Here is a 19,538-nt window from a genome sequence, read left to right on the forward strand (position 1 = left end):
TTCTCAGGCGCGGTATCCAGCCGTACTGCCTGTTTTCCACCTGCGCGCGTATGAGCGCGTTCTTGGGGTTTGAAGCCGCGTTAAAGCCGTTTTCACGAGTAAGCCTGAAGTAGGATGTGTCGGCCCAGGAGGCGTCATAGTCAAAAAATCCGTTACCCAGCACCATAAATAAAGCCGAGTTGAATGATATATGGTCGTTTATGTTATACTCATTTAAGAGTTCAAAGTGCGGCTGCGAAAAGTTTTCCACCTCATCCGGGCGGCGCTCCAGCGTGTATGTAAACTTCCCGTCTGAGGCTTCCCAGTAGGAGTAGTTCATGCGCCTTAAATTCCTGTCCTTGACCGTGAACTTTGGAAGCCCCGTATAGGCCAGTCCGTCTGAAACCGGTCCGCCGTAAAAGTTAAACTGTGTAGTCAGCTTTTTATCGTAGCGTACAGCCGAGACGTAGTAGGCGTTAAAGTTGCTCCAGGCGGTATTCCTGTAGCCCGAAGAGAGCGTCTTACTTAACATAGTATGGATTGAATAAGTATTGTCTATAAGCCCGCTTGAGAAACTTGCCGAGTATTTTCTGGTGTTATAGCTCCCCGTAAAGGCTCCGAATTCAAAATTGGCCTTGCTGCTGAAAGATGAGGTTATAATGTTTATCGACCCGCCGATGGAAGGATAGCCCGTAATGCCGGAGCCCGCGCCTCTTTGTACCTGTACGAGCTCAGAGTTTGAAAGTATGTCCGGGAAATCCAGCCAGTATACATTGTGGTCTTCCGGGTCGTTCTGAGGCACACCGTTAATGGATACGGAGATCCTTCTCTGGTCAAAACCCCTTATACTCAGGTAGTTATAGCCGATGCTGCTTCCCGACTCCGAATAGAAAGTCGTCGAAGGAAGTGACGAGAGGAACTCCGGAACGTCCTGCTCCATATACTTTTCTTCAATTTTACTCCTGTTTACCTTGGAAAACGCCAGAGGCGTAATCCCTTCTTTTCCTATGCTTCCTGTAACAAGAATTGTCTGTGATGAGATGATCTGTGGCTCCAGGCTGACCGTAAGCGCCCCGTCTATGAGACCCTCCTGGTCTATTTTAACGCGCTTTGTGCTGTAGCCAATATAGCTGACAATAAGGTTTCCATCATGTGCATTGCCGGCGGCTAAAGTAAACGTTCCTGTATCATCTGTAGTGGTCTTAAGATCTGTGCCTTCAAGGGCTACGCTTGCCGAAGTAAGAGGCTTCTTAGTCTCCAAATCCACCACTTTCCCCTTTAAGGCCTGGGACCAGATGGCCCCGTTTAAAAATAAAATAAGAACGACTATATACTTCATTTTCTTTTCTCCTTTTAAAAAAAGAAAGCCGTTTTTGTGAAAACGGCTAAAAGTAACAATCATTCTTATATCTTTAGTCGTTTCCCTACGCTGGTATTATCCAGATCAGGTTTCAGGGTATAATCTCAGCCACGGACTTTGCTTCCGCGACACCCCTAACGTTCGGCTTTCGTGTTAGTTCAAAATTGTACTATAAAGATAAGAACAAAATATTAATTAAACTAGTCATCAACCTTTAATTTCTGCCCTACAGAAAGTTTATTTCCCTTAATCTTGTTCATCTTTTTCAGATCCTGAACATCCATGTCATATTTCTGGGCTATGGTATATAAAGTCTCACCCTTCTTTACTTTGTGGGTTTGAGCCTTATTCCCCTTGCTCTTTTTGGTTTCAGCCAGTTCTTTCTTGTTTAACTTCTTGTTAGAAGTAAGTTTTGTCTCCTCTAATTCTTTCTTTGCTGAACCTTTTTTTCCCGAAGTAACTTTTGTTTCGGCCAGCTCCTTCTTCGTTGAAGTCTTCTTCTCCTGATTGAGCTTTGAGCCTTTTTTGCTGCTGTTGATCTTTAACTTGTCGCCTGCAACAATTTTGTTCCCGGAAATATGGTTCCATTTTCTTAAATCAGATGCCCTGACGCCGTATAGCTCAGCAATGTGGCCCAGAGTCTCGCCTGATTTGACAACATGTTCGCCGGCTGAAGAAGAGCTGGATTCATTGTTGTCATCCAGGACCGCTTTTGACCTCTTAAGAGACCTTGTATCTGCCGAGGCATACTGCTCACCTTCATCAGAATAGATCTTAAGAGTCTTTCCGGCCGTAATTTTGTTGCTGTTGAGCTTGTTCCATTTCTTCAGGTTTGGAACAGAGACGTGGAACTTATCGGCAATGTTGCCTATGGCATCGCCCTGCTTAATCTTGTAATAATTCAGCGTAGCTGATGCCTTGCTGGTGTTGTCACCTAAGGCAGTCGTGGTCTCGTTGCCTAAGATTTTAAGGCTCTTCCCGGCTGTCAGCTTCTTCGATGTAAGCTTATTCCACTTCTGAAGCTGTCTTACAGAAACTCCGAACCTGTCGGCAATCTCACCAATTGTGTCACCGCGTCTTACCTTGTATCTTGTCAGGCCGCTTCTTTTATAGTTGCTCTTCTGATTCGGTGAAAGATAAGGGCTGTTGCTCTCGGCAAGTATCTTAAGCCTTGTACCGCCGTTAATTCTGTTCTTGTGCAGGCTGTTCCACTGCTTTATCTGTGAAATGGTAACGTTGTACCTTGAAGAAATTGATGCAAGCGTCTCACCGCGTTTTACCTTGTGCGTTACCCACTTGGCATTATTCTTAATCTGCGTGTTCCTTAAGGATCTTTTCTCTACCTGTGTCTGGTTGTCCAGGCTGGCGTAATAATCCTTCTTGTCTTCAGGAACATAAATGCTCAGCGTCTGTCCTACGTGAATTGCTTCGGTGTAGGAGATGTTGTTCCAGTTTCTTAAGTCCGAGACCCTCACATTAAACAGGTCTGCAATTTCCGTAAGGTTATCACTTTTCTTAACACTGTACTGAACGAGAGCTTTTCCCTGAGGACGAATGACAACGTTAGACTGATCCTCTGTGTCATTGTCGGAGCTCTGGGAATCGTCTGAAGACTGATCTTCATCCTGCGACTGGTTGTTGTCTGCCAGGAGCTGATTATCAGCTACACTCTGGGTGTCGGCAGGAGCCTTTGTGTTAGCCGCAACCTGATTTTCCGGCTGGCTGGTTTTAACTGCCAGCTGAGTGTTTTCCTGATCTCTGACCTTCTGGCTTTGTACAGTATAGGGAGCGTCCGGGCTCTTCTCTTTATCTATAGCTGGTGCCGTATCGGTATTAACAACAAAATCTGTCTCGTTAAATCCTGCAACAGGGATCTTTAAGGCTACACCTTTCGGGAGCTTTGTCCTTGTTGAAATGTTATTAATTTTTGCAAGCTCGGTTGCGGAAATTCCGTATTTCTTTGCAACCTTGGTAACCGTCTCCCCTTTTTTCACGTAATAAAGTGTAAACTGTACCTTTGCATCATCAGGAATATTCTTGAAGTTGGCGGCAAACATATCCATTCTGCCCTTCGGAATCCTGAGCTGATATCCTCCCGGAAAATCCGGCGGCGTCGAGCGCTGTGTTAGTTCTGGGTTTAAGTCCTGCAACTCTTCTAAAGATACATTGGCGCATTTTGCCAGAACATTTAAGTCTATGCCTTCGGTAACTTTGTATGTATCGTATTCCAGGGGCTTTTCGAACATAACGTTGTTAAAGCCGTACTTGGCCGGATTGCTTGAAATAAGAGATACGGCAATAAACTGCGGCACATAGTCTTTTGTCTCGCGCGGCATATAATCCCTGATCTCCCAGAAAGAATGCTTACCCGTTCTGGTAACAATTCTTTTAATATTACCTTCGCCCCAGTTATAAGAGGCAAGCGCAAGATACCAGTCACCGAACATGTTATAGAGATTTCTTAAGTATTTTGCGGCCGCACGCGTGGCTTTCTCGGGATTTCTCCTTTCATCGAAATATATATCCGAATTAAGGCCATATAACCTGCCCGTCGAGCTCATGAACTGCCAGAGCCCAACGGCCTTTGCCCTGGACTTTGCAACCGGGTTAACACCGCTTTCAACCATGCTGAGGAATATGAGCTGTGTGGGCACTTTTTCCTCTGCAAAGATCTTTGCCATCATCGGGAAATACTTCCCCGAACGTGAAAGCCAGAGGTCCATGTACTTGCGCCATTTGCCCTGGAAAATTTCAATGTACTGATCAACATAACTGTTGACTTCCAGCGGGAAGTCGGCCACAATGACAACCTGATTCGACTTTTGTACTGCCTCTTCTTTGACTTTGATTTCGGGCATGCTCTTTTTCATCCATTCTTCCAAAGCCGCAAAAGAAACACCTTCAGGTAATTCCGATAAACCGTCAACGAACTTCTGATAATCATCGGTTATTGATTTTTCCAGCTGCGTGTAAGCTTCATTTTCGTCGATTTCAGGATAATAGCTTAAATTATTAAGAATGCGAAGGGCTGCTTCATAATAATTTATAGCCTCAGTAGTACTGTTGATCTCCTGTTTTGCCAGAGCGCTGACATAGTTCTGCCTCGCTTCTTCCAGCAATTCACTTACAATTACAGTTGGCTTAACCTTGATTTTTGTGTTGGTTGTTGAAGGTTTATCGTCACTACCTACTTTTGACAAGCTGCAAGATGAGGCAAAAAAGGACACACTTATCAAAAATAGAAATAGGACAACTTTTTTCATTCGTACTCCTTATCTAGTGAATTTGGGAACCAATTTAAATTCAAACACTTTTATTGTCAAGCTAAATATTGCCAATGCTTCCCCTTTTTTAAGTTAAAAAAAATATTTTAAATTCAAACAACTTTCTTCACAACGGTATGTTTGAATGCTTCTTCCTGGGATTTGCATCAACTTTAGTCTTTAAGAGCTGAAAAGCATTTATCAGCTTAATCTTTGTCTCGGCCGGAATAATCACATCATCTACGTATCCCCTCTCAGCTGCCACGTAGGGGTTTGCAAATTTTTCTATGTATTCTTCCAGCTTCTGAGCCGCTTTCTCAGCCGGGTTTTCCGACTCCGAAATCTCTTTCTTAAATATGATCTCAACCGCCCCTTTGGGCCCCATTACAGCAATCTCAGCCGAGGGCCAGGCATAGTTAAAATCACCCCTGACGTGCTTTGAGTTCATTACATCGTAAGCCCCGCCGTATGCTTTCCTCGTTATAACCGTAACTTTTGGCACTGTAGCCTCGCAGAAAGCAAAGAGAAGCTTTGCGCCGTGCTTTATTATGCCGTTCCATTCCTGCTCTGTCCCGGGTAGAAAACCCGGCACGTCCTCTAAAACCAGCAGCGGAATGTTAAATGCATCACAAAATCTTACAAACCTTGCGCCCTTTATTGAAGCCTGTATATCAAGCACTCCTGCAAGAACCCTTGGCTGATTGGCTACAATCCCTACGGCCATCCCGCCAATTCTGCCAAAGCCTACAATCAGATTCTCGGCAAAGTTCCTGTGAACTTCAAAAAAATCCTGGTTATCCACAAGAAGGTTAATTATTTCCTTCATGTCATATGGCCTGTTCGGATTATCAGGCACAATTTCGTTCAGCTTCGGTATCAAAAGCTCAGACTTAAAATCAAACTCCAGCTCCGGCGAAGTGTCCCTGTAATTTAAGGGTAAAAAGCTCATCAGCTTTCTTATACCTTCAAATATTTCCACCTCATTTTCCATGGCAAAATGAGCAACCCCGCTTTTTGCCGCATGCGTCTCTGCTCCGCCAAGGTCCTCAAAACTTACCTCCTCGTGCGTTACAGTCTTTACAACACTTGGCCCTGTTACAAACATGTGGCTTGTATGCTTGACCATGAAAATAAAATCCGTAATTGCAGGAGAATAAACCGCACCTCCTGCACATGGGCCTAAAATGGCCGATATCTGGGGTATTACACCCGAAGAAAGCGTATTCTTTAAGAATATTTCAGCATAGCCCCCAAGGCTTACAACACCTTCCTGAATCCTTGCCCCGCCTGAATCGTTAAGTCCAATGACCGGTATTCCAACTTTTAAGGCCAGATCCATGATCTTGCAGATCTTTTCAGCATGTGCCTCCGAAAGAGATCCGCCGAAAACCGTAAAATCCTGGCTGAAAAGCGCAACCGGGCGCCCTTCGATTTTGGCAAATCCTGTTACAACACCGTCACCCGGGTACTGCTGCTTATCAATGCCGAAATCCTTTGAGCGGTGTTTTACAAACATGTCAACTTCCTCAAACGACCCTTCATCCACCAGAAGCTCAATTCTCTCTCTTGCGGTCAGCTTCCCTTTTTCGTGCTGTGTCTGAATCTTGTCAGTCCCTCCCCCTAAAAGGGCCTGGGCCTTTAACTCTTTCAGTCTTTCAATTTTACCGTTCATTGCTCTCTTTCGGATTATCGTAAATTAATGTGTTTACTTAATATAATACCGTTTTTTTGCCCTAAAACTCAAATTACCGGCAAAAAATATTAACGGACTTCCGCATAAAAGAACGCTTCAATCTCCTGCTTTATTCTGTTATTATCCTCTTTTCTTAAATCGGCAGCCTCTGGAAGCCCGGTTTTCGCAAGGCTGAACTCTTTTACAATGCGCCCGGGCTTGCTTCCAAGAAGAAGTATCCTGTCTGACAAAAGCATAGCTTCAGTAACGTCGTTTGTAACGTAGAGTATGCCGGGCCCCTCGCGCCTTAAAATACCCCTTAAGAGGCCGTAATAGGCAATTTTTCTTTCCTGGTTCAGATCCCTTAAGGCGTCATCAATTAGAATTACCTTCGGATCTGATGCAAGCGCTCGCGCTAAGGAAATCCTGAACCTGAAGCCGGTGCTTTTGTTTGCCGGAATGTGGCTTTCATATCCATCCAGCCCCGTAAGACTTATTGCTTTTTTAATTGCTGCCTCACCGTTGCCGGTCCCTTCATTTATCCCTAGCCTTACGTTATCCCTGACGTTCAGCCACGGAAGCGAGGAGGCCCCGGTCGGTATAAGCGCCAGACTTACACCTTTATCCCTAAGCTGCGTAAATCTTACTGAACCTGAATCAGGATTTTCAACTCCCGCAAGGATCCTCAAAAGAGTGCTTTTACCCGAAGAGGATGCCCCGAGTAAAGTCACCAATTCCCCTTTTCTTACCTCCAGACTTACCTCCTGCAGTAGGTTTAAGACTGCACCCTCAGGATTGAGGAAAGTTTTGGATATTTTCTCTGCTTTTAATATTAAGCTGTCATCTGCCAATTACGTCTCCCAGGTTATTACTTTTCTTTTCAGGAGCTTTATTACTAAGCCGCCCAGGGCAGCTGCTAATGCCAGGATTATTGAAACTGCCGCAAGACCGGAGAGATCCATGAATGAAAGGGCCAGGCGGTAAATATTGCCCAGGCCCATGTAGCCTTTTATAAATTCGAACAAGGTTACAACAGTCCAAAGATAAATGTTAAGCCTCTCAAGCGAGTTAAATAAAGCCGGCTTAAGACTTATCCAGTAAATATTTTTATAAAGAAAGGAGTCCTCTTTTTTTAGGGCTATAAATGGCTCTGTGTAGGCACGGTTTACCTTTTGAACCCCAGAGTAGAAGATATTAAGGAGATAAACTAAGGATATTAAAAACGTAAGTAGGATCTCCGAGAGGTTTGAAACCGGGAACCAGTAGACGTGCAGAGTTAAAAATGAAATAGCCGTAAAGTACTTGAACAGCCTTATGGAGTCAGGGAAATATGTCCACCTTAAAAATGCTCCTGTAAGCTGGACTCTCAGAAGCCACACTGCCCCGTATGAAAGCACCATTGACATGTAAATCCCGGAAACCGTATAAAGAAGGTTTATCAGCAGGCTGTAGTGGACCTGAAGTGACGGAATAGCTTCAAGAACTAATGAGGGCTTGGGAAGAACCTTTCCGGCAGGTACAATAAACTCAAAGAGGATAATGTAGAGCAGAACGTATGCCGTAAACAAAGCATACTTTCTGAGGCTTCTTTTTTTTATAAAGTACTCACTCATTAAGTCCCCGGTCTATATTGTGAATTCTTCATATCCTTTGTCGGAATATATTGAATCAGGGTTTTTATGTCAAATAAATTTACGCCAAAAAAGGATTATTTGTCTTTTCATACCCAATGGTGCTTTTATCCCCGTGCCCCGGATAAATTACTGTGTCATCAGGAAGCATGAAGAGTTTTGTTTCAATTGAGTCTATCAGGCTTTCGTAACTTCCTCCCCAGAGGTCCGTCCGTCCTATTCCCTCACGGAAGAGAACGTCTCCGGTGATGCAGAAACTGTCATCCTTAAAGTAGAGGCAGTAGCCTCCCGGTGAATGCCCGGGCGTAAAAAGGAATTTCACCTCACGCCCTCCAAGCTCAAAGTAGAGGTCTTCCTTTATTAAGATGTCCGGATAGGGTGAGGGCTCCATCTCAAAGCCGAAATTCCCCGCTTCCTTGAGCATCAGGTCCAGCAAAAACAGATCCTCTTCGGGCGCCAGGAAAGGCGCCTTAAAAGTGTCCTTTAAGAAGCGGTTGCCAAGTATGTGGTCAATGTGGCAGTGCGTATTTATTATGGCCTTAAGCCTGAGGCCCCCCGATTCAAGAAATGCCTTAAGCTCTTCTTTTTCAAAAGTGCTGCTGCAGCCGGGATCAACTATTATGCATTCTTTTGAAACCTCGTCCGAAACTATATACGTGTTCTCGGCAAAAGCATTAAAAATGAAGCGGTCTATATTCAGCATAGATAAACATTCTTCCCTTATTTTGAAAAATCTTCCTTCGTCATGCCAGCCTTCCGGCTTTTGGAGTTCATAAAGTTCTCTTTTGTCTCCTCAATTGAATCCCCGCCGAACTTCTCCAGGAAATATTTTGCCAGCGACCAGGCCATCATGGATTCTGCAATAACGGCACACGCAGGTACAGCCGTAAAATCACTTCTTTCCCTCCTGGCCTCGATCTCCTGCATAGTCGATAGGTCCACCGTCCCGATCGGGGACATCAGCGTGGCAATTGGCTTCATTGCGCCCCTTAGAATTATCGGCAGCCCGGTTGAGACACCGCCTTCAATTCCCCCGGCCCTGTTCGTTTTCCTGCCCAGGTGGTCGTGTGAAAAAGTAATCTCGTCATGGAATTCGGAGCCGAAGACTTCAGCGCTCCTGAACCCGTCGCCAATCTCAAGACCCTTAACGGCGTTGATGGACATTATTGAATGCGAGAGTTCGGCATTGAGTTTCCTGTCGTAATGCACAAAGCTCCCCAGGCCTGATGGAACGCCGGTGGCAACGACTACAAATGTGCCCCCTAGTGTGTCCCCTTTTTTCTTTGTCTCCTGTATCCTGGCTTTGATCTTTTCTTCCTGCTCACTATCCAGCACGCGGACCTCGCTTTTATCTGCCGTGAACGACAGATTCCAGCCGTCAAAATCCTCAGGCAGATCGTTCATAAAAAGTTTCTCTTTGAAATTGTCCTTCGGGAAAATGCCGCCAACGCTTTCAACAAAGCTTCCGACCTTGATGCCGAATTCCTCCAGGAACTTTCTTGCCACAGAACACGCTGCCACACGCGCCGCGGTCTCCCTTGCACTCGAGCGCTCAATTGAATTCCTGATGTCATTGAAGCGGTACTTCTGCGTTCCCACCAGATCAGCGTGGCCCGGCCGTGGAACGCTTATCTTTTCCGTTTCCGCTCCTGTTCTCGACGAAGACATCTTCTCTGTCCAGTTCTTCCAGTCCCTGTTGGCTATCATTAGCGTAATGGGGCTTCCCAGAGTCCTGCCGAACCTTATGCCGGAGAGGATTTCAGCCTCGTCTGTTTCAATCTTCATGCGCCCGCCCCGTCCGTAGCCCATCATGCGGCGTTTCAGATGATAGTTTATGTATTCAATTTCTATCTCAAGGTTGGATGGAAAGCCCTCAACTATTGTCGTTAAGGCCTTACCGTGAGATTCGCCCGAAGTCAAAAACCTGATCATTATAATATCCTTTAATCTGTGACCTTTAAATATAAAAAAAGCGTCCCATATTTGGGACGCTTTATCGCTTCTTTTTAATTTATTTTCATGGAATTGAAAGGCCAACGTAGCGTGAATTGCCCTGCCCGTCAATTACCTTCATGAGCACAGCCTGCCCTTTCTTGTCCTTAAGTGCCTTTTCAAAGTCGCTTACGGAATTTATGTTCTTCTTGTCCACCTGCGTTATAACCAGCCCTTTCCCAAGATTCTGATTAAATGCACGGCTCAGGTCCTTGACGTCCTGTATCATGATACCGTTACTTGTCTTGTAGGCTTCCTTTTCATCGCCCGACATATCCCTAACCGTAAGGCCTATATTGTCAAAGGTCATGCTGTTTGCGGGCCCTTTCTTCGGCCTGTCCGGAGTATTTTCGTCAGATGCGGGTTCAACCTTGGCATTAGTATCCCTCGACTTCAGCGTCACTGTGCGCTCGATCTGCTTGCCGTCACGCCAGAGTGTAAGTGTAACCTTGTCGCCTGCGCTCTTTGAGGCAACGTAGCTCTGAAGCTCACCCGGCTCATTTACGTCGCGTCCGTCAATTTTAAGTATTATATCCTGCTCTTTTACGTCTGCCCTCTCGGCCGCTCCGCCCTTGGTCAGGGCCTGAACCATAATGCCGCGCGCTTTATCAAGCCCAACCGCCTTGGCAAGGTCGGGATCGACCGGCGTTATCTGAACTCCGATGTAGCCGCGGTTTACTTTTCCTGAGGCAATGAGCTCTTTGGAAACGTTCTTTGCCATGTTAATCGGTATTGCAAAGCCGTAGCCAATGTAGCTGTTTGACATGCCCGAGGTGGCAATGGCCGAGTTGATGCCTATAACTGCGCCCGACAGATCCACAAGTGCCCCGCCGCTATTTCCCGGGTTGATTACGGCGTCCGTCTGCAGGAAGTCCTCAATTCCTCCTCCCGAGTTGTCACGTATAATGCCTATGTTCCTGCTCTTGGCGCTTATAATTCCGGCTGTAACAGTTGAAGAAAGCGAAAGCGGGTTTCCGATTGCCATAACCCACTGCCCGACCTTTACGTTATCCGAATTTCCAAGATATGCCGCAGGAAGCCCTGAGACGTCTATCTTTACAACTGCCAGGTCAGTCTGAGGGTCTGTGCCTACAACCTTGGCATCAAAATTTCTCCTGTCATAAAGAGTAACCTCAACCCTTGTAGCGTTTTCAACTACGTGATTGTTTGTAAGTATATATCCGTCATCAGAAATTATGACACCGCTTCCCGAACCCATTTCCTTTCTTGGAACGTCATCCTTGAAGGGAAAGAAAAATGGCAGGTCCTCATGCGGATTTTCTTTTGTTTCTGAAACTACCGTAATTTTTACGATTGATGGGGTTACCTTGTCGGCAACTTCTATGAATGCTTTACTGAATGCGTTAACGTCAATATCTGTTATCGGCGGATTCTTGGCCCCGATTGTTATGTCTGCTAGTCCCGGCCTTACCCAGCCGAATCCTGAAACCAGAACCGCCCCGAAGATGACCCCTATTATAACTAGTGCAACAGTACCGAATAAATTTCTGTTTTTCATTAAAAAACCTCCTGGTTTTCCTGTTTTAAGCTATACTTTTATGATCTAAAAATATTGTGTCTAAAACAAGTGAATAGATTTTATCCCCTTGAACTCAGGAACGTGATATTTTAAGTATTTCTCCAGGAAATTCAACGTGTTGTCGATTTCCCCGGCACTTATTTTCTCCTCGCTCCCAATGTTACTTAGACCAGTAATAAATTGAAAAAGTTCCGGTGAAAGTTGCATTGAACCCGCCACTTCATGGCTGCATGAAGAACATATCATTCCCCGTTCAAAATTGAAATAATACTTCTTTTCTTCTGCCCCAATCGGCCTGCCGCATATTGAGCAGCGCTCGAATTGTATCTCAAAGCCGCTTTCTTTTAAGAGGAAGACTATGAACTTAATTAACAGCACTCCCGGTCTTCTGTTGGATGTTTCAAAGAGGTTTAGGATTCTGACCAGCCCGCGGAAAAGCCTCTCGTTTGCCTCTTCTTCTATCGTCATAGCAAGCACAAGCTCCAGGGAGGCCGAGGCATACTTAAGCTTCAGGAGGTCTTCTTTTATCCTGGGGTAATAAGAGATTAGTTCGGCCTGGCTTATAAGCTGGATCTCCCGCCCGGCCTTTTTGTAAAGAACTATCTGGAGGTGGTTAAATGAATCTATCTTGTGACCAACGGGTGACTTCGGCTGCCGTGCACCCTTGATGATACCTGAAATCTTGCCCAGGTCCTTCGTGTAAAACGTGGCAATTGTACTGCTTTCACGGTAGTTCATTTTGCTAAGAACTACCGCTTCAGTTTTTATTATTTCGGACATTAAAAATTGTAAGGAGGTTTGTAAAGCTTTTTATCAGTAATTATACCCGAAATCAGGCCTGCAGGCGTAACGTCAAATGCCGGGGAATAAACTTCATATTCATCTGAAGTGATCCTGGCTTCCTTAAAACAGGTCAGTTCACCCTTGCCCCTGAGTTCGATCTTTATTGAGCCGCCATTGGGACACTTACGGTCTATCGTGGTCTCCGGAGCAGCTATATAAAAAGGTATATTATGATAAGAACAAAGAACAGCCAAATTATATGTCCCTATTTTGTTGGCCGTGTCCCCGTTAAGTGCTATCCTGTCGGCGCCTACAATAACAAGGTCAATCTTCTTCTGCTGCATTAAAAATGCCGCCGTGGAATCTGTGTTCATTGCAAAAGGAATGTTGCTCTTCCAAAGCTCAAATGCTGTAAGCCTTGAGCCCTGAAACAAAGGCCTTGTTTCATCGGAATAGACAAACTTTACCATCCCATGCTCAAAGCCCGCCTTGATAACATTTACTGCCGTACCGCCGCCGCCTGTAGCCAGTGCGCCGGCGTTGCAGTGGGTTAAAACTACGGATGGAAACTGGAAAACCTCCAGCCCGTTTTGGGCAATGGCTTCACACTTTTCAATGTCTTCTTCGTGGATCTCACGGGCTTTCTTTATAAGGCAGGAATATACATCCTCCTCACTTTTTGAAGCCTCGAAGACCTCCGCAATTTCATTTAACGCCCAGAAGAGGTTTACCGCTGTGGGCCTGGTTGAAGCAAGCCTCTTTCTTGCCACCTCAAAGGTCTCCTCCAGGCCTTCGGTCTTTCCTTTCAGGCTTAAAGCCAGAGCGTAGGCTGCTGCAACACCAATAGCCGGAGCGCCTCTTACTTCAAGGCGCTCAATTGCCTGGGCAATCCTTTCGTAGTCGTCGGTTTTTACGTACTCTTCACTCAGCGGCAGCTTTGTCTGGTCCATAAAAAACAGGCTGTCCTCTCTGAATTCAACTGCCCGGATATTCATCTTTGCCATTTTAGTCGTCGTCATCAACTCTTGAAAGTTTAAGGAACTCTCTGAACCTGTCATGGACCTGAAGGTACGTCAGGTTTTCAAGCCCCTTGGTTGAGAATTTTTCAACGCAGAATGATGCCATTGCACTTCCGAAGACAACCGCACGCTTCAGGTTTTCAATGCTTATATCCTGTGTCTTATGCAGGTAGCCTACAAACCCGCCGGCAAAGGAGTCGCCTGCGCCTGTGGGGTCATAAATATTTTCCAGCGGATAGGCAGGAGCTGAAAATACGGTGTTATCCGAGAAAAGAAGAGCTCCGTGTTCCCCTTTCTTAATAATCAGGTACTTGGGACCCATGGCTCTTATCATGCGGGCTGCCCTTATCAGGTTCGGCTCATTGGCAAGAAGCCTGGCCTCGGAATCGTTTATTATAAGTACGTCAGCTTTTTTTAAGACCTTAAGAAGCTCTTGTTTCTTTCCCTCGATCCAGAAGTTCATCGTGTCGCAGATGACAAAACCCGGCTTTTCCATCTGATCCAAAACCTTAAGCTGAAGCTCAGGATCGATGTTGCCAAGAAGTATAAACCTGGACTTTCTGTATTTCTCGGGAATTTCGGGATCAAAAGACGCAAATACATTCAGCTCCGTTAAAAGTGTATCGCGCACATTCAGGTCGTAATGATATTTACCCGACCAGCGGAATGTCTTTCCTCCTTCAACAACCTTCAGGCCTTCCAGATCGATGTTGTGGTCCTCAAGCAGCTTTATGTGCTCCTTGTCAAAATCCTCTCCAACTACACCAACCATATAGACGGGCCCGCTGAAGTAACTGGCCGCTAAAGAAACGTAAACAGCTGAACCGCCTAAGGCATCGTCAATCCTGTCAAAAGGCGTTGCAACTGTATCGAGTGCAATAGATCCGACTATTAATAAACCCACTTACCTACTCCCTGTATTTATATTTGATATTGTGCAAAACTAAGCTATTATACAATCAAAAGAAACAAAAATTAACAGCTCTTTTTGGGGGATTTATGCTGAATTTTGTTGTTCCCACCGAATGTAAAAAGGCTGCCCTGGAAAAGTATTGGCGAGAAATGTATTGGTGAAAAGTATTGGGGCTCTTACTTAAGCCCTGTTTGCGGGGTTTTGCCAGCAGGCTGGAAGTTCCTGTCCCTGTATTTTTTAATGCTGATCTCTTCAAAGTAGAGGAAACTGTGCTCTTTTGTAAAATACTCACATATTATCTCAACCGAAGCCTTCTGCCCCGGCCAGGCTAAAAGCTCCAGCGCTTTTTCCTTGCTCACCCACTGGTACTCCGAGTGCTCGTGGGATATTTTTACCTGTGTACCCTCTTTTGCCATGGCAGCGAAGACCGGCACCATGCAGATATGGTTCCGCCTCCACGAGTAAAATGAATTTATATAAGGCACAAGCCACAGCTTTTCAGGAACAATCCCCGTTTCTTCTTTTATTTCCCTGAATGCAGTTTCAAAGGCCTTTTCACCCTGGTCAATCGACCCGGTGACCATCTGCCATAGGCCTGGAAAGATCTCCATTTCAGAGCGTTTTAACATCAAAAACTCCAGCTTGTTGTCCACTTCCCTGAAAATGTGAGCCTCAACCATATATGAGAGCACTTTCACCTGACGACTCCGAAATTTTACCTTAATATATGCTAAAATTCATCATTTGGCAAAACAAAGTGCAAATAAATCACTGGAAATTTTCCCATGGCCAAAACCGCTCAAAAAAAACACTTTTTATATTACTGATGATTTATTGTGTTTTTTCACCAAATTCTTCGTATATTTTGGTCTTTCATTTTTGGCCGCTATCTGATATCTTGACTGAATAAACGGCTTTTGATGAAACCATTCTTTAATGCGAGAATGGCGGAATTTGGTAGACGCGCTAGACTTAGGATCTAGTACCTAACCGGTGTCGGGGTTCGAGTCCCCGTTCTCGCACTAATTATTTATAGTAATAATATTAGCCCAAGAGGATAAATTGGAAACCAAAATCAATGTTGTTTCAGAAAGTGAACATGAACTGGAAGTAGTCTTAAATTATGACGAAATCCAGACTGACCTGGAAAAAGCTTATCAGGAAGAAAGAAAGAAGATTGAAATGCCCGGATTCAGAAAAGGCAAGGCCCCGATGGCTCTCATAAAGAAAATGTATGGCGATGCTATTGAATACCAGGCAAGCGAAAAAATTGCTAACAGAGTCTTCTGGGACATTGTTGAAGATCAAAAACTTAATCCTATCAGCGCACCTAAGATGGTTGACCTGAACTTTGAAAAGGATTCCAAACTGGCCTTTAAGATCAGATATGAGGTTAAACCTGAACTTGACGTAAAGGACTATACGGGTCTTGAAGTTAAAAAGATCCGTTTCGACGTAGAGGAAGAACAGGTAAATAGCGAGGTCAATTACCTCCAGAAAACCAACTCCACACTCGAAGACGCCAATAAAGTTGAAGATAAAAACGCAATTATTACCGTCGACCTCCAGAAAATGGATCAGGATGGAAAACCCGTCGAAGGAATCAAAAGCCAGGATATTAAAATTGACCTCACCGACGAAAGAGTAAACCCGCAGCTGGTTGAAAATGCAGTCGGAAAAAGCGTTGGCGAATCTTTCAGCTTCTCGTTCCAGGACAGCCACGAAGTTGAAGAAGAAGGCGTAAAGAAGATCGTTAACGATGATATTACTTATTCCGCTGAGATAAAATCGGTTCAGAAGGTAGTTCTGCCCCAGCTCGACGAGGAATTTGTAAAGAAAATTACAAAAAGCAAATTCTCAACTCCTGATGAGTGGAAGGATAATATTAAGAAGGGGCTTCAGGACTTCTATAACAGGCAGAGTGAGGACATGCTCGTAAATTCACTCTTAAATGACGTCGTAAAGAATAACGACTTCACCCCTCCCCACGGATTTGTTCACTCTCTGTTGGACAGAATGGTCCAGATGGAACAGGAAAGGGCAAAACAGGAAGGCGTAAAGAAATTTGATGCACACGAGGCACATAACCGCCTGCACCAGAGAGCTGAATGGACTGCCAAGTGGCAGATCATTATGGAAAATATCGCAAGAAAAGAAAATATTAAAGTTGGAGAAGCTGAACTCAGGGAACTGGCAGAAAAGGATGCTGCCGAGACAGGTATTTCAGTAGATAAACTGCTTAAGTACTATACCGACTCTAACAGGGGCGAAATCCTCTTAGAAGACAAAGTTATTGATTTTCTGAAAAAGAATAACAATATTAAAGAAGTTGGCGCTAAGGACTTAAACAATACTACTGAAGACAAAAAATAAAGAGGGAGAATGAAACCAGAAATTTTCAACCAGCTCGTTCCCTACGTTATTGAACAGACAGGCCGCGGGGAACGCGGAATGGATATTTTCTCTAGACTCCTTAGAGAAAGAATTATTTTTATAGGTACACCTATTGACGACCATGTGGCCAGCCTTGTCGTGGCCCAGCTCCTCTTCCTTGAGGCTGAGGACCCGGATAAGGATGTAAACCTTTATATTAACTCCCCTGGCGGAAGCGTTTCGGCAGGCCTTGCAATTTACGATACCATGAAGTACATAAAACCGGATATCGCAACCATCTGCGTCGGTATGGCAGCCTCTATGGGCGCTGTGCTTCTGGCAGGCGGCGCTGCAGGAAAACGCTCCTCACTTCCCCACTCCAGAATCATGATACATCAGCCCTGGGTGGGTGGACTGCAGGGACAGACAACCGATATAGAAATTCACGCACGGGAAATGGTCAAAACTCGCCAGGTGCTCTACCAGATACTTGCCGAACATACGGGCAAAACTATCGACCAGATCACTAAAGACTGCGACAGAGACTATTATCTTTCTCCTGAAGAAGCACGGGATTATAAACTTATAGATACCGTATTCGAAAGAAGAGTTCCCCTTGGTGGTAACGGACAGAATCAGGAAGAAAAAAAATAAAACCTTAAATTTGTGCTGCTTTATGAAAGGGATTGCAATTTTGCCAATCCCTTTTTTATTTTGTACCCTCGAAAACTTTATTATTATCCCTCCCAATATTATTGGGTACAAATAATTTTCCCGGAGACCTCATGAAAAAATACTATTTCCCTTTTTTCCTGCTCTTTCTTATTCTGAATTTACCCCTTTCTGCCCAGACTAAAGTTCTTTCTGTTGAGGATGCCATTACACAGGGGCGCGGCAGCCTTAACCCAAGAAAATTAAAACAGCTGGAGTGGATTCCGGGTTCAGAAAGCGTTTATTTTGTCTCAAAGTCTGACGGGAAAGAGATCCTTTTCCGTGAGGCCCTGAAAGATGAAAAGGCTGAAGCTGTACTTTCACTTGATGACCTGAACAAAAAAATGGCGGTCTTCAATATCCGCCTTGAAAGATTCCCCCTTGTCTCATGGCAGAACAATAGCGTCTTCCGCTTCCAGGCTGGCGACTCGGTCTACTGTTATAATACTGCTGAAAAAAGCCTTACACCCGGGAATAACCTCTCCGGAGGTGCAGCGGCTGAAAATATGGAGTTCAGTCCCAAAGCCGGATGCCTGGCTTTTACGCGTGATAACAATTTGTACCTGTCGCAGGGCCTAACCTCCCCGGTTGCAATTACGTCCGGGACAAATAAAGATATCGTAAACGGGCAGGCGGTCCACAGAAATGAATTCGGAATTACAAAGGGAATTTTCTTCTCACCTGAAGGGAATCTTCTTGCTTTCTACAGGATGGACCAGACGATGGTTACAGACTACCCCTTAGTTGATATATCCGAGCACCCGGCAAAACTTGTAAACATCAAGTACCCGATGGCAGGACAGAAAAGCCATGAGGTCACAATCAGCGTCTGCGACATACTTTCCGGGAAAACCATCTGGCTTCAAACCGGTGAACCCAAGGACCAGTACCTGACAAACGTTACCTGGAGCCCCGATGAAAAATATATTTATATAGCACAGCTCAACCGCGACCAGAATTTTATGCAGCTCGTAAAGTACGACGCCCGGACCGGGGAAAAGCTTAATGTGCTCTTCGAGGAAAAAAGCGACAAATATGTGGAACCCTTAAACGGCCCGATGTTTCTTAAAAACAAAAATGAATTCCTGTGGCTTTCAAGAAAAGACGGCTTTAACCACCTCTACCTCTACGACACTGAGGGGAAACTGATAAAACAGCTGACAAAAGGACAGTGGGAAATTACTGATGTAAACGGCTTCGACGAAAATAACGAAAATGTCTTTATTACTTCCACCATGGACGGGGTTCTCCAAAGAAACCTCTATAAAGTGAACCTTAAGTCCGGGAAACTAAAAAGGCTCACCCCACTTGACGGCACACACGAAGTAAAACTTAGCAGCCGTGGCGGACATTTTATCGATGCCTTTACTAACCTTTATACTCCCGGGCTCATCAGTATTCTGGATTCCGAAGGGAAAAAGGTCAGGGAAATTTTTAAGGCCGATAACCCGTTAGAAGACTACAGACTCGGACAAACCAGGCTCTTCAGCATAAAGGCCGATGATGGGCAGGACCTCTACTGCAGAATGATTCTCCCTGCGGACTTTGACTCCACAAAGAAGTACCCTGTTCTTGTTTACGTTTATGGCGGACCCCACTCGCAGCTCGTTACAGACAGCTGGCTTGCAGATGCGGGACTGTGGCTTAACTATATGGCTGAAAAGGGCTACATTGTCTTTACGCTGGATAACCACGGAACATCCAACCGCGGCCTTGAGTTTGAACAGGCTACTTTCCGCCACTTGGGCACAAGAGAAATTGAGGACCAGGTAACAGGCGTCAATTACCTGAAGTCTCTTCCCTATACAGACCCTGGCCGCATAGGCGTCTTCGGCTGGAGCTACGGCGGCTTTATGGCAACCTCTTTAATGACACGCGCTTCTGACATCTTTAAGGTTGGAGTTGCCGGCGGCCCCGTAATCGACTGGAGCTATTACGAAGTAATGTACGGTGAGCGCTATATGGATACCCCTCAGTCCAACCCCGAAGGCTACAAAGAGTCGAGCCTCTTAAATTACGTGCAGAACTTAAAAGGCAAACTTCTCCTCATTCACGGCACCGTGGATCCTACAGTAGTATGGCAGAACTCACTTCTTTTTGTACAGAAAGCAGTTAGCCTGGGTGTTCCTTTGGAATATTTCCCGTATCCCGGCCATGAGCACGGCGTAAGAGGCACTGACGCCATTCACCTTTATGAAAAAATAAGCCGCTACTTTGACGATAACCTGAAGCCCGAAAGGGCACCCGCGGATTTAACCAGTAAATAATGTTCTGGCAGGAGGAGGGCTTTAAGCCCTCCTCC

The 19,538-nt window shown here is 45.2% G+C and carries 15 protein-coding genes, 1 tRNA gene and 1 riboswitch; of the genes, 4 read left to right on the forward strand and 12 right to left on the reverse strand.

Annotated features, from left to right (window positions below):
- From HF312_19800 to HF312_19855, 12 genes are all read right to left on the reverse strand, one after another.
- On the reverse strand, positions 1 to 1,381 hold a 1,381-nt coding region (locus HF312_19800; protein ID MCU7522467.1), incomplete at its 3' end, for a TonB-dependent receptor.
- 2 nt (positions 1,382 to 1,383) lie between these two features.
- Positions 1,384 to 1,485, reverse strand: a riboswitch (TPP riboswitch).
- Between the two features lie 54 nt (positions 1,486 to 1,539).
- Positions 1,540 to 4,602: a LysM peptidoglycan-binding domain-containing protein gene (locus HF312_19805; protein MCU7522468.1), complete on the reverse strand. Its 3,063-nt coding sequence runs from the start codon at positions 4,600 to 4,602 to the stop codon at positions 1,540 to 1,542.
- A gap of 127 nt (positions 4,603 to 4,729) precedes the next feature.
- Entirely contained in the window at positions 4,730 to 6,274 is a 1,545-nt protein-coding gene (locus HF312_19810; GenBank protein ID MCU7522469.1) for an acyl-CoA carboxylase subunit beta, read from the reverse strand.
- An 89-nt stretch (positions 6,275 to 6,363) separates the two neighbouring features.
- Positions 6,364 to 7,125, reverse strand: coding sequence for an ATP-binding cassette domain-containing protein (locus tag HF312_19815; GenBank protein MCU7522470.1), 762 nt, complete (start codon positions 7,123 to 7,125; stop codon positions 6,364 to 6,366).
- Positions 7,126 to 7,887, reverse strand: a complete 762-nt coding sequence (locus HF312_19820; GenBank protein ID MCU7522471.1) for a hypothetical protein — start codon at positions 7,885 to 7,887, stop codon at positions 7,126 to 7,128. It lies immediately after the preceding gene.
- A gap of 79 nt (positions 7,888 to 7,966) precedes the next feature.
- Positions 7,967 to 8,608, reverse strand: coding sequence for an MBL fold metallo-hydrolase (locus HF312_19825; GenBank protein ID MCU7522472.1), 642 nt, complete (start codon positions 8,606 to 8,608; stop codon positions 7,967 to 7,969).
- A gap of 17 nt (positions 8,609 to 8,625) precedes the next feature.
- Positions 8,626 to 9,834, reverse strand: coding sequence for a chorismate synthase (aroC, locus tag HF312_19830; protein ID MCU7522473.1), 1,209 nt, complete (start codon positions 9,832 to 9,834; stop codon positions 8,626 to 8,628).
- Between the two features lie 88 nt (positions 9,835 to 9,922).
- On the reverse strand, positions 9,923 to 11,416 hold the full coding sequence (locus tag HF312_19835) for a Do family serine endopeptidase (protein ID MCU7522474.1): 1,494 nt from the start codon (positions 11,414 to 11,416) through the stop codon (positions 9,923 to 9,925).
- Positions 11,417 to 11,476: 60 nt separating this feature from the next.
- Entirely contained in the window at positions 11,477 to 12,217 is a 741-nt protein-coding gene (gene recO / locus HF312_19840) for a DNA repair protein RecO (GenBank protein ID MCU7522475.1), read from the reverse strand.
- Positions 12,217 to 13,209, reverse strand: coding sequence for an S-methyl-5-thioribose-1-phosphate isomerase (mtnA, locus tag HF312_19845; GenBank protein ID MCU7522476.1), 993 nt, complete (start codon positions 13,207 to 13,209; stop codon positions 12,217 to 12,219). The genes recO and mtnA overlap by 1 nt, the downstream gene beginning before the upstream one ends.
- 16 nt (positions 13,210 to 13,225) lie before the next feature.
- A complete protein-coding gene (locus HF312_19850; GenBank protein MCU7522477.1) occupies positions 13,226 to 14,143 on the reverse strand; it encodes a sugar kinase in 918 nt (305 codons plus the stop codon).
- 185 nt (positions 14,144 to 14,328) lie between these two features.
- Positions 14,329 to 14,850 carry an NUDIX pyrophosphatase gene (locus tag HF312_19855; protein MCU7522478.1) on the reverse strand — a complete coding sequence of 174 codons (522 nt, stop codon included), beginning with the start codon at positions 14,848 to 14,850 and terminating at the stop codon, positions 14,329 to 14,331.
- 240 nt (positions 14,851 to 15,090) lie between these two features.
- Here HF312_19855 and HF312_19860 point away from each other — a divergent pair.
- The 4 genes from HF312_19860 (at position 15,091) to HF312_19875 (ending at position 19,503) form a co-directional block, all read left to right on the forward strand.
- Positions 15,091 to 15,174 (forward strand) — tRNA-Leu (locus HF312_19860).
- Between the two features lie 40 nt (positions 15,175 to 15,214).
- Positions 15,215 to 16,525 carry a trigger factor gene (tig, locus tag HF312_19865; GenBank protein ID MCU7522479.1) on the forward strand — a complete coding sequence of 437 codons (1,311 nt, stop codon included), beginning with the start codon at positions 15,215 to 15,217 and terminating at the stop codon, positions 16,523 to 16,525.
- A gap of 9 nt (positions 16,526 to 16,534) precedes the next feature.
- Entirely contained in the window at positions 16,535 to 17,179 is a 645-nt protein-coding gene (gene clpP / locus HF312_19870; protein ID MCU7522480.1) for an ATP-dependent Clp endopeptidase proteolytic subunit ClpP, read from the forward strand.
- A 131-nt stretch (positions 17,180 to 17,310) separates the two neighbouring features.
- On the forward strand, positions 17,311 to 19,503 hold the full coding sequence (locus HF312_19875) for a S9 family peptidase (GenBank protein ID MCU7522481.1): 2,193 nt from the start codon (positions 17,311 to 17,313) through the stop codon (positions 19,501 to 19,503).
- Positions 19,504 to 19,538 lie beyond the last annotated feature (35 nt).

It is taken from the genome of Ignavibacteria bacterium, from assembly GCA_025612375.1.
Classification (GTDB): domain Bacteria; phylum Bacteroidota; class Ignavibacteria; order Ignavibacteriales; family SURF-24; genus JAAXKN01.

Bases quoted from the DNA above. Each gene is read 5' to 3' on its own strand.
- HF312_19805 (MCU7522468.1), bottom strand. From the start codon at position 4,602: ATGAAAAAAGTTGTCCTATTTCTATTTTTGATAAGTGTGTCCTTTTTT.
- HF312_19810 (MCU7522469.1), bottom strand. From the start codon at position 6,274: ATGAACGGTAAAATTGAAAGACTGAAAGAGTTAAAGGCCCAGGCCCTT.
- HF312_19820 (MCU7522471.1), bottom strand. From the start codon at position 7,887: ATGAGTGAGTACTTTATAAAAAAAAGAAGCCTCAGAAAGTATGCTTTG.
- HF312_19825 (MCU7522472.1), bottom strand. From the start codon at position 8,608: ATGCTGAATATAGACCGCTTCATTTTTAATGCTTTTGCCGAGAACACG.
- HF312_19835 (MCU7522474.1), bottom strand. From the start codon at position 11,416: ATGAAAAACAGAAATTTATTCGGTACTGTTGCACTAGTTATAATAGGG.
- recO (MCU7522475.1), bottom strand. From the start codon at position 12,217: ATGTCCGAAATAATAAAAACTGAAGCGGTAGTTCTTAGCAAAATGAAC.
- clpP (MCU7522480.1), top strand. From the start codon at position 16,535: ATGAAACCAGAAATTTTCAACCAGCTCGTTCCCTACGTTATTGAACAG.
- HF312_19875 (MCU7522481.1), top strand. From the start codon at position 17,311: ATGAAAAAATACTATTTCCCTTTTTTCCTGCTCTTTCTTATTCTGAAT.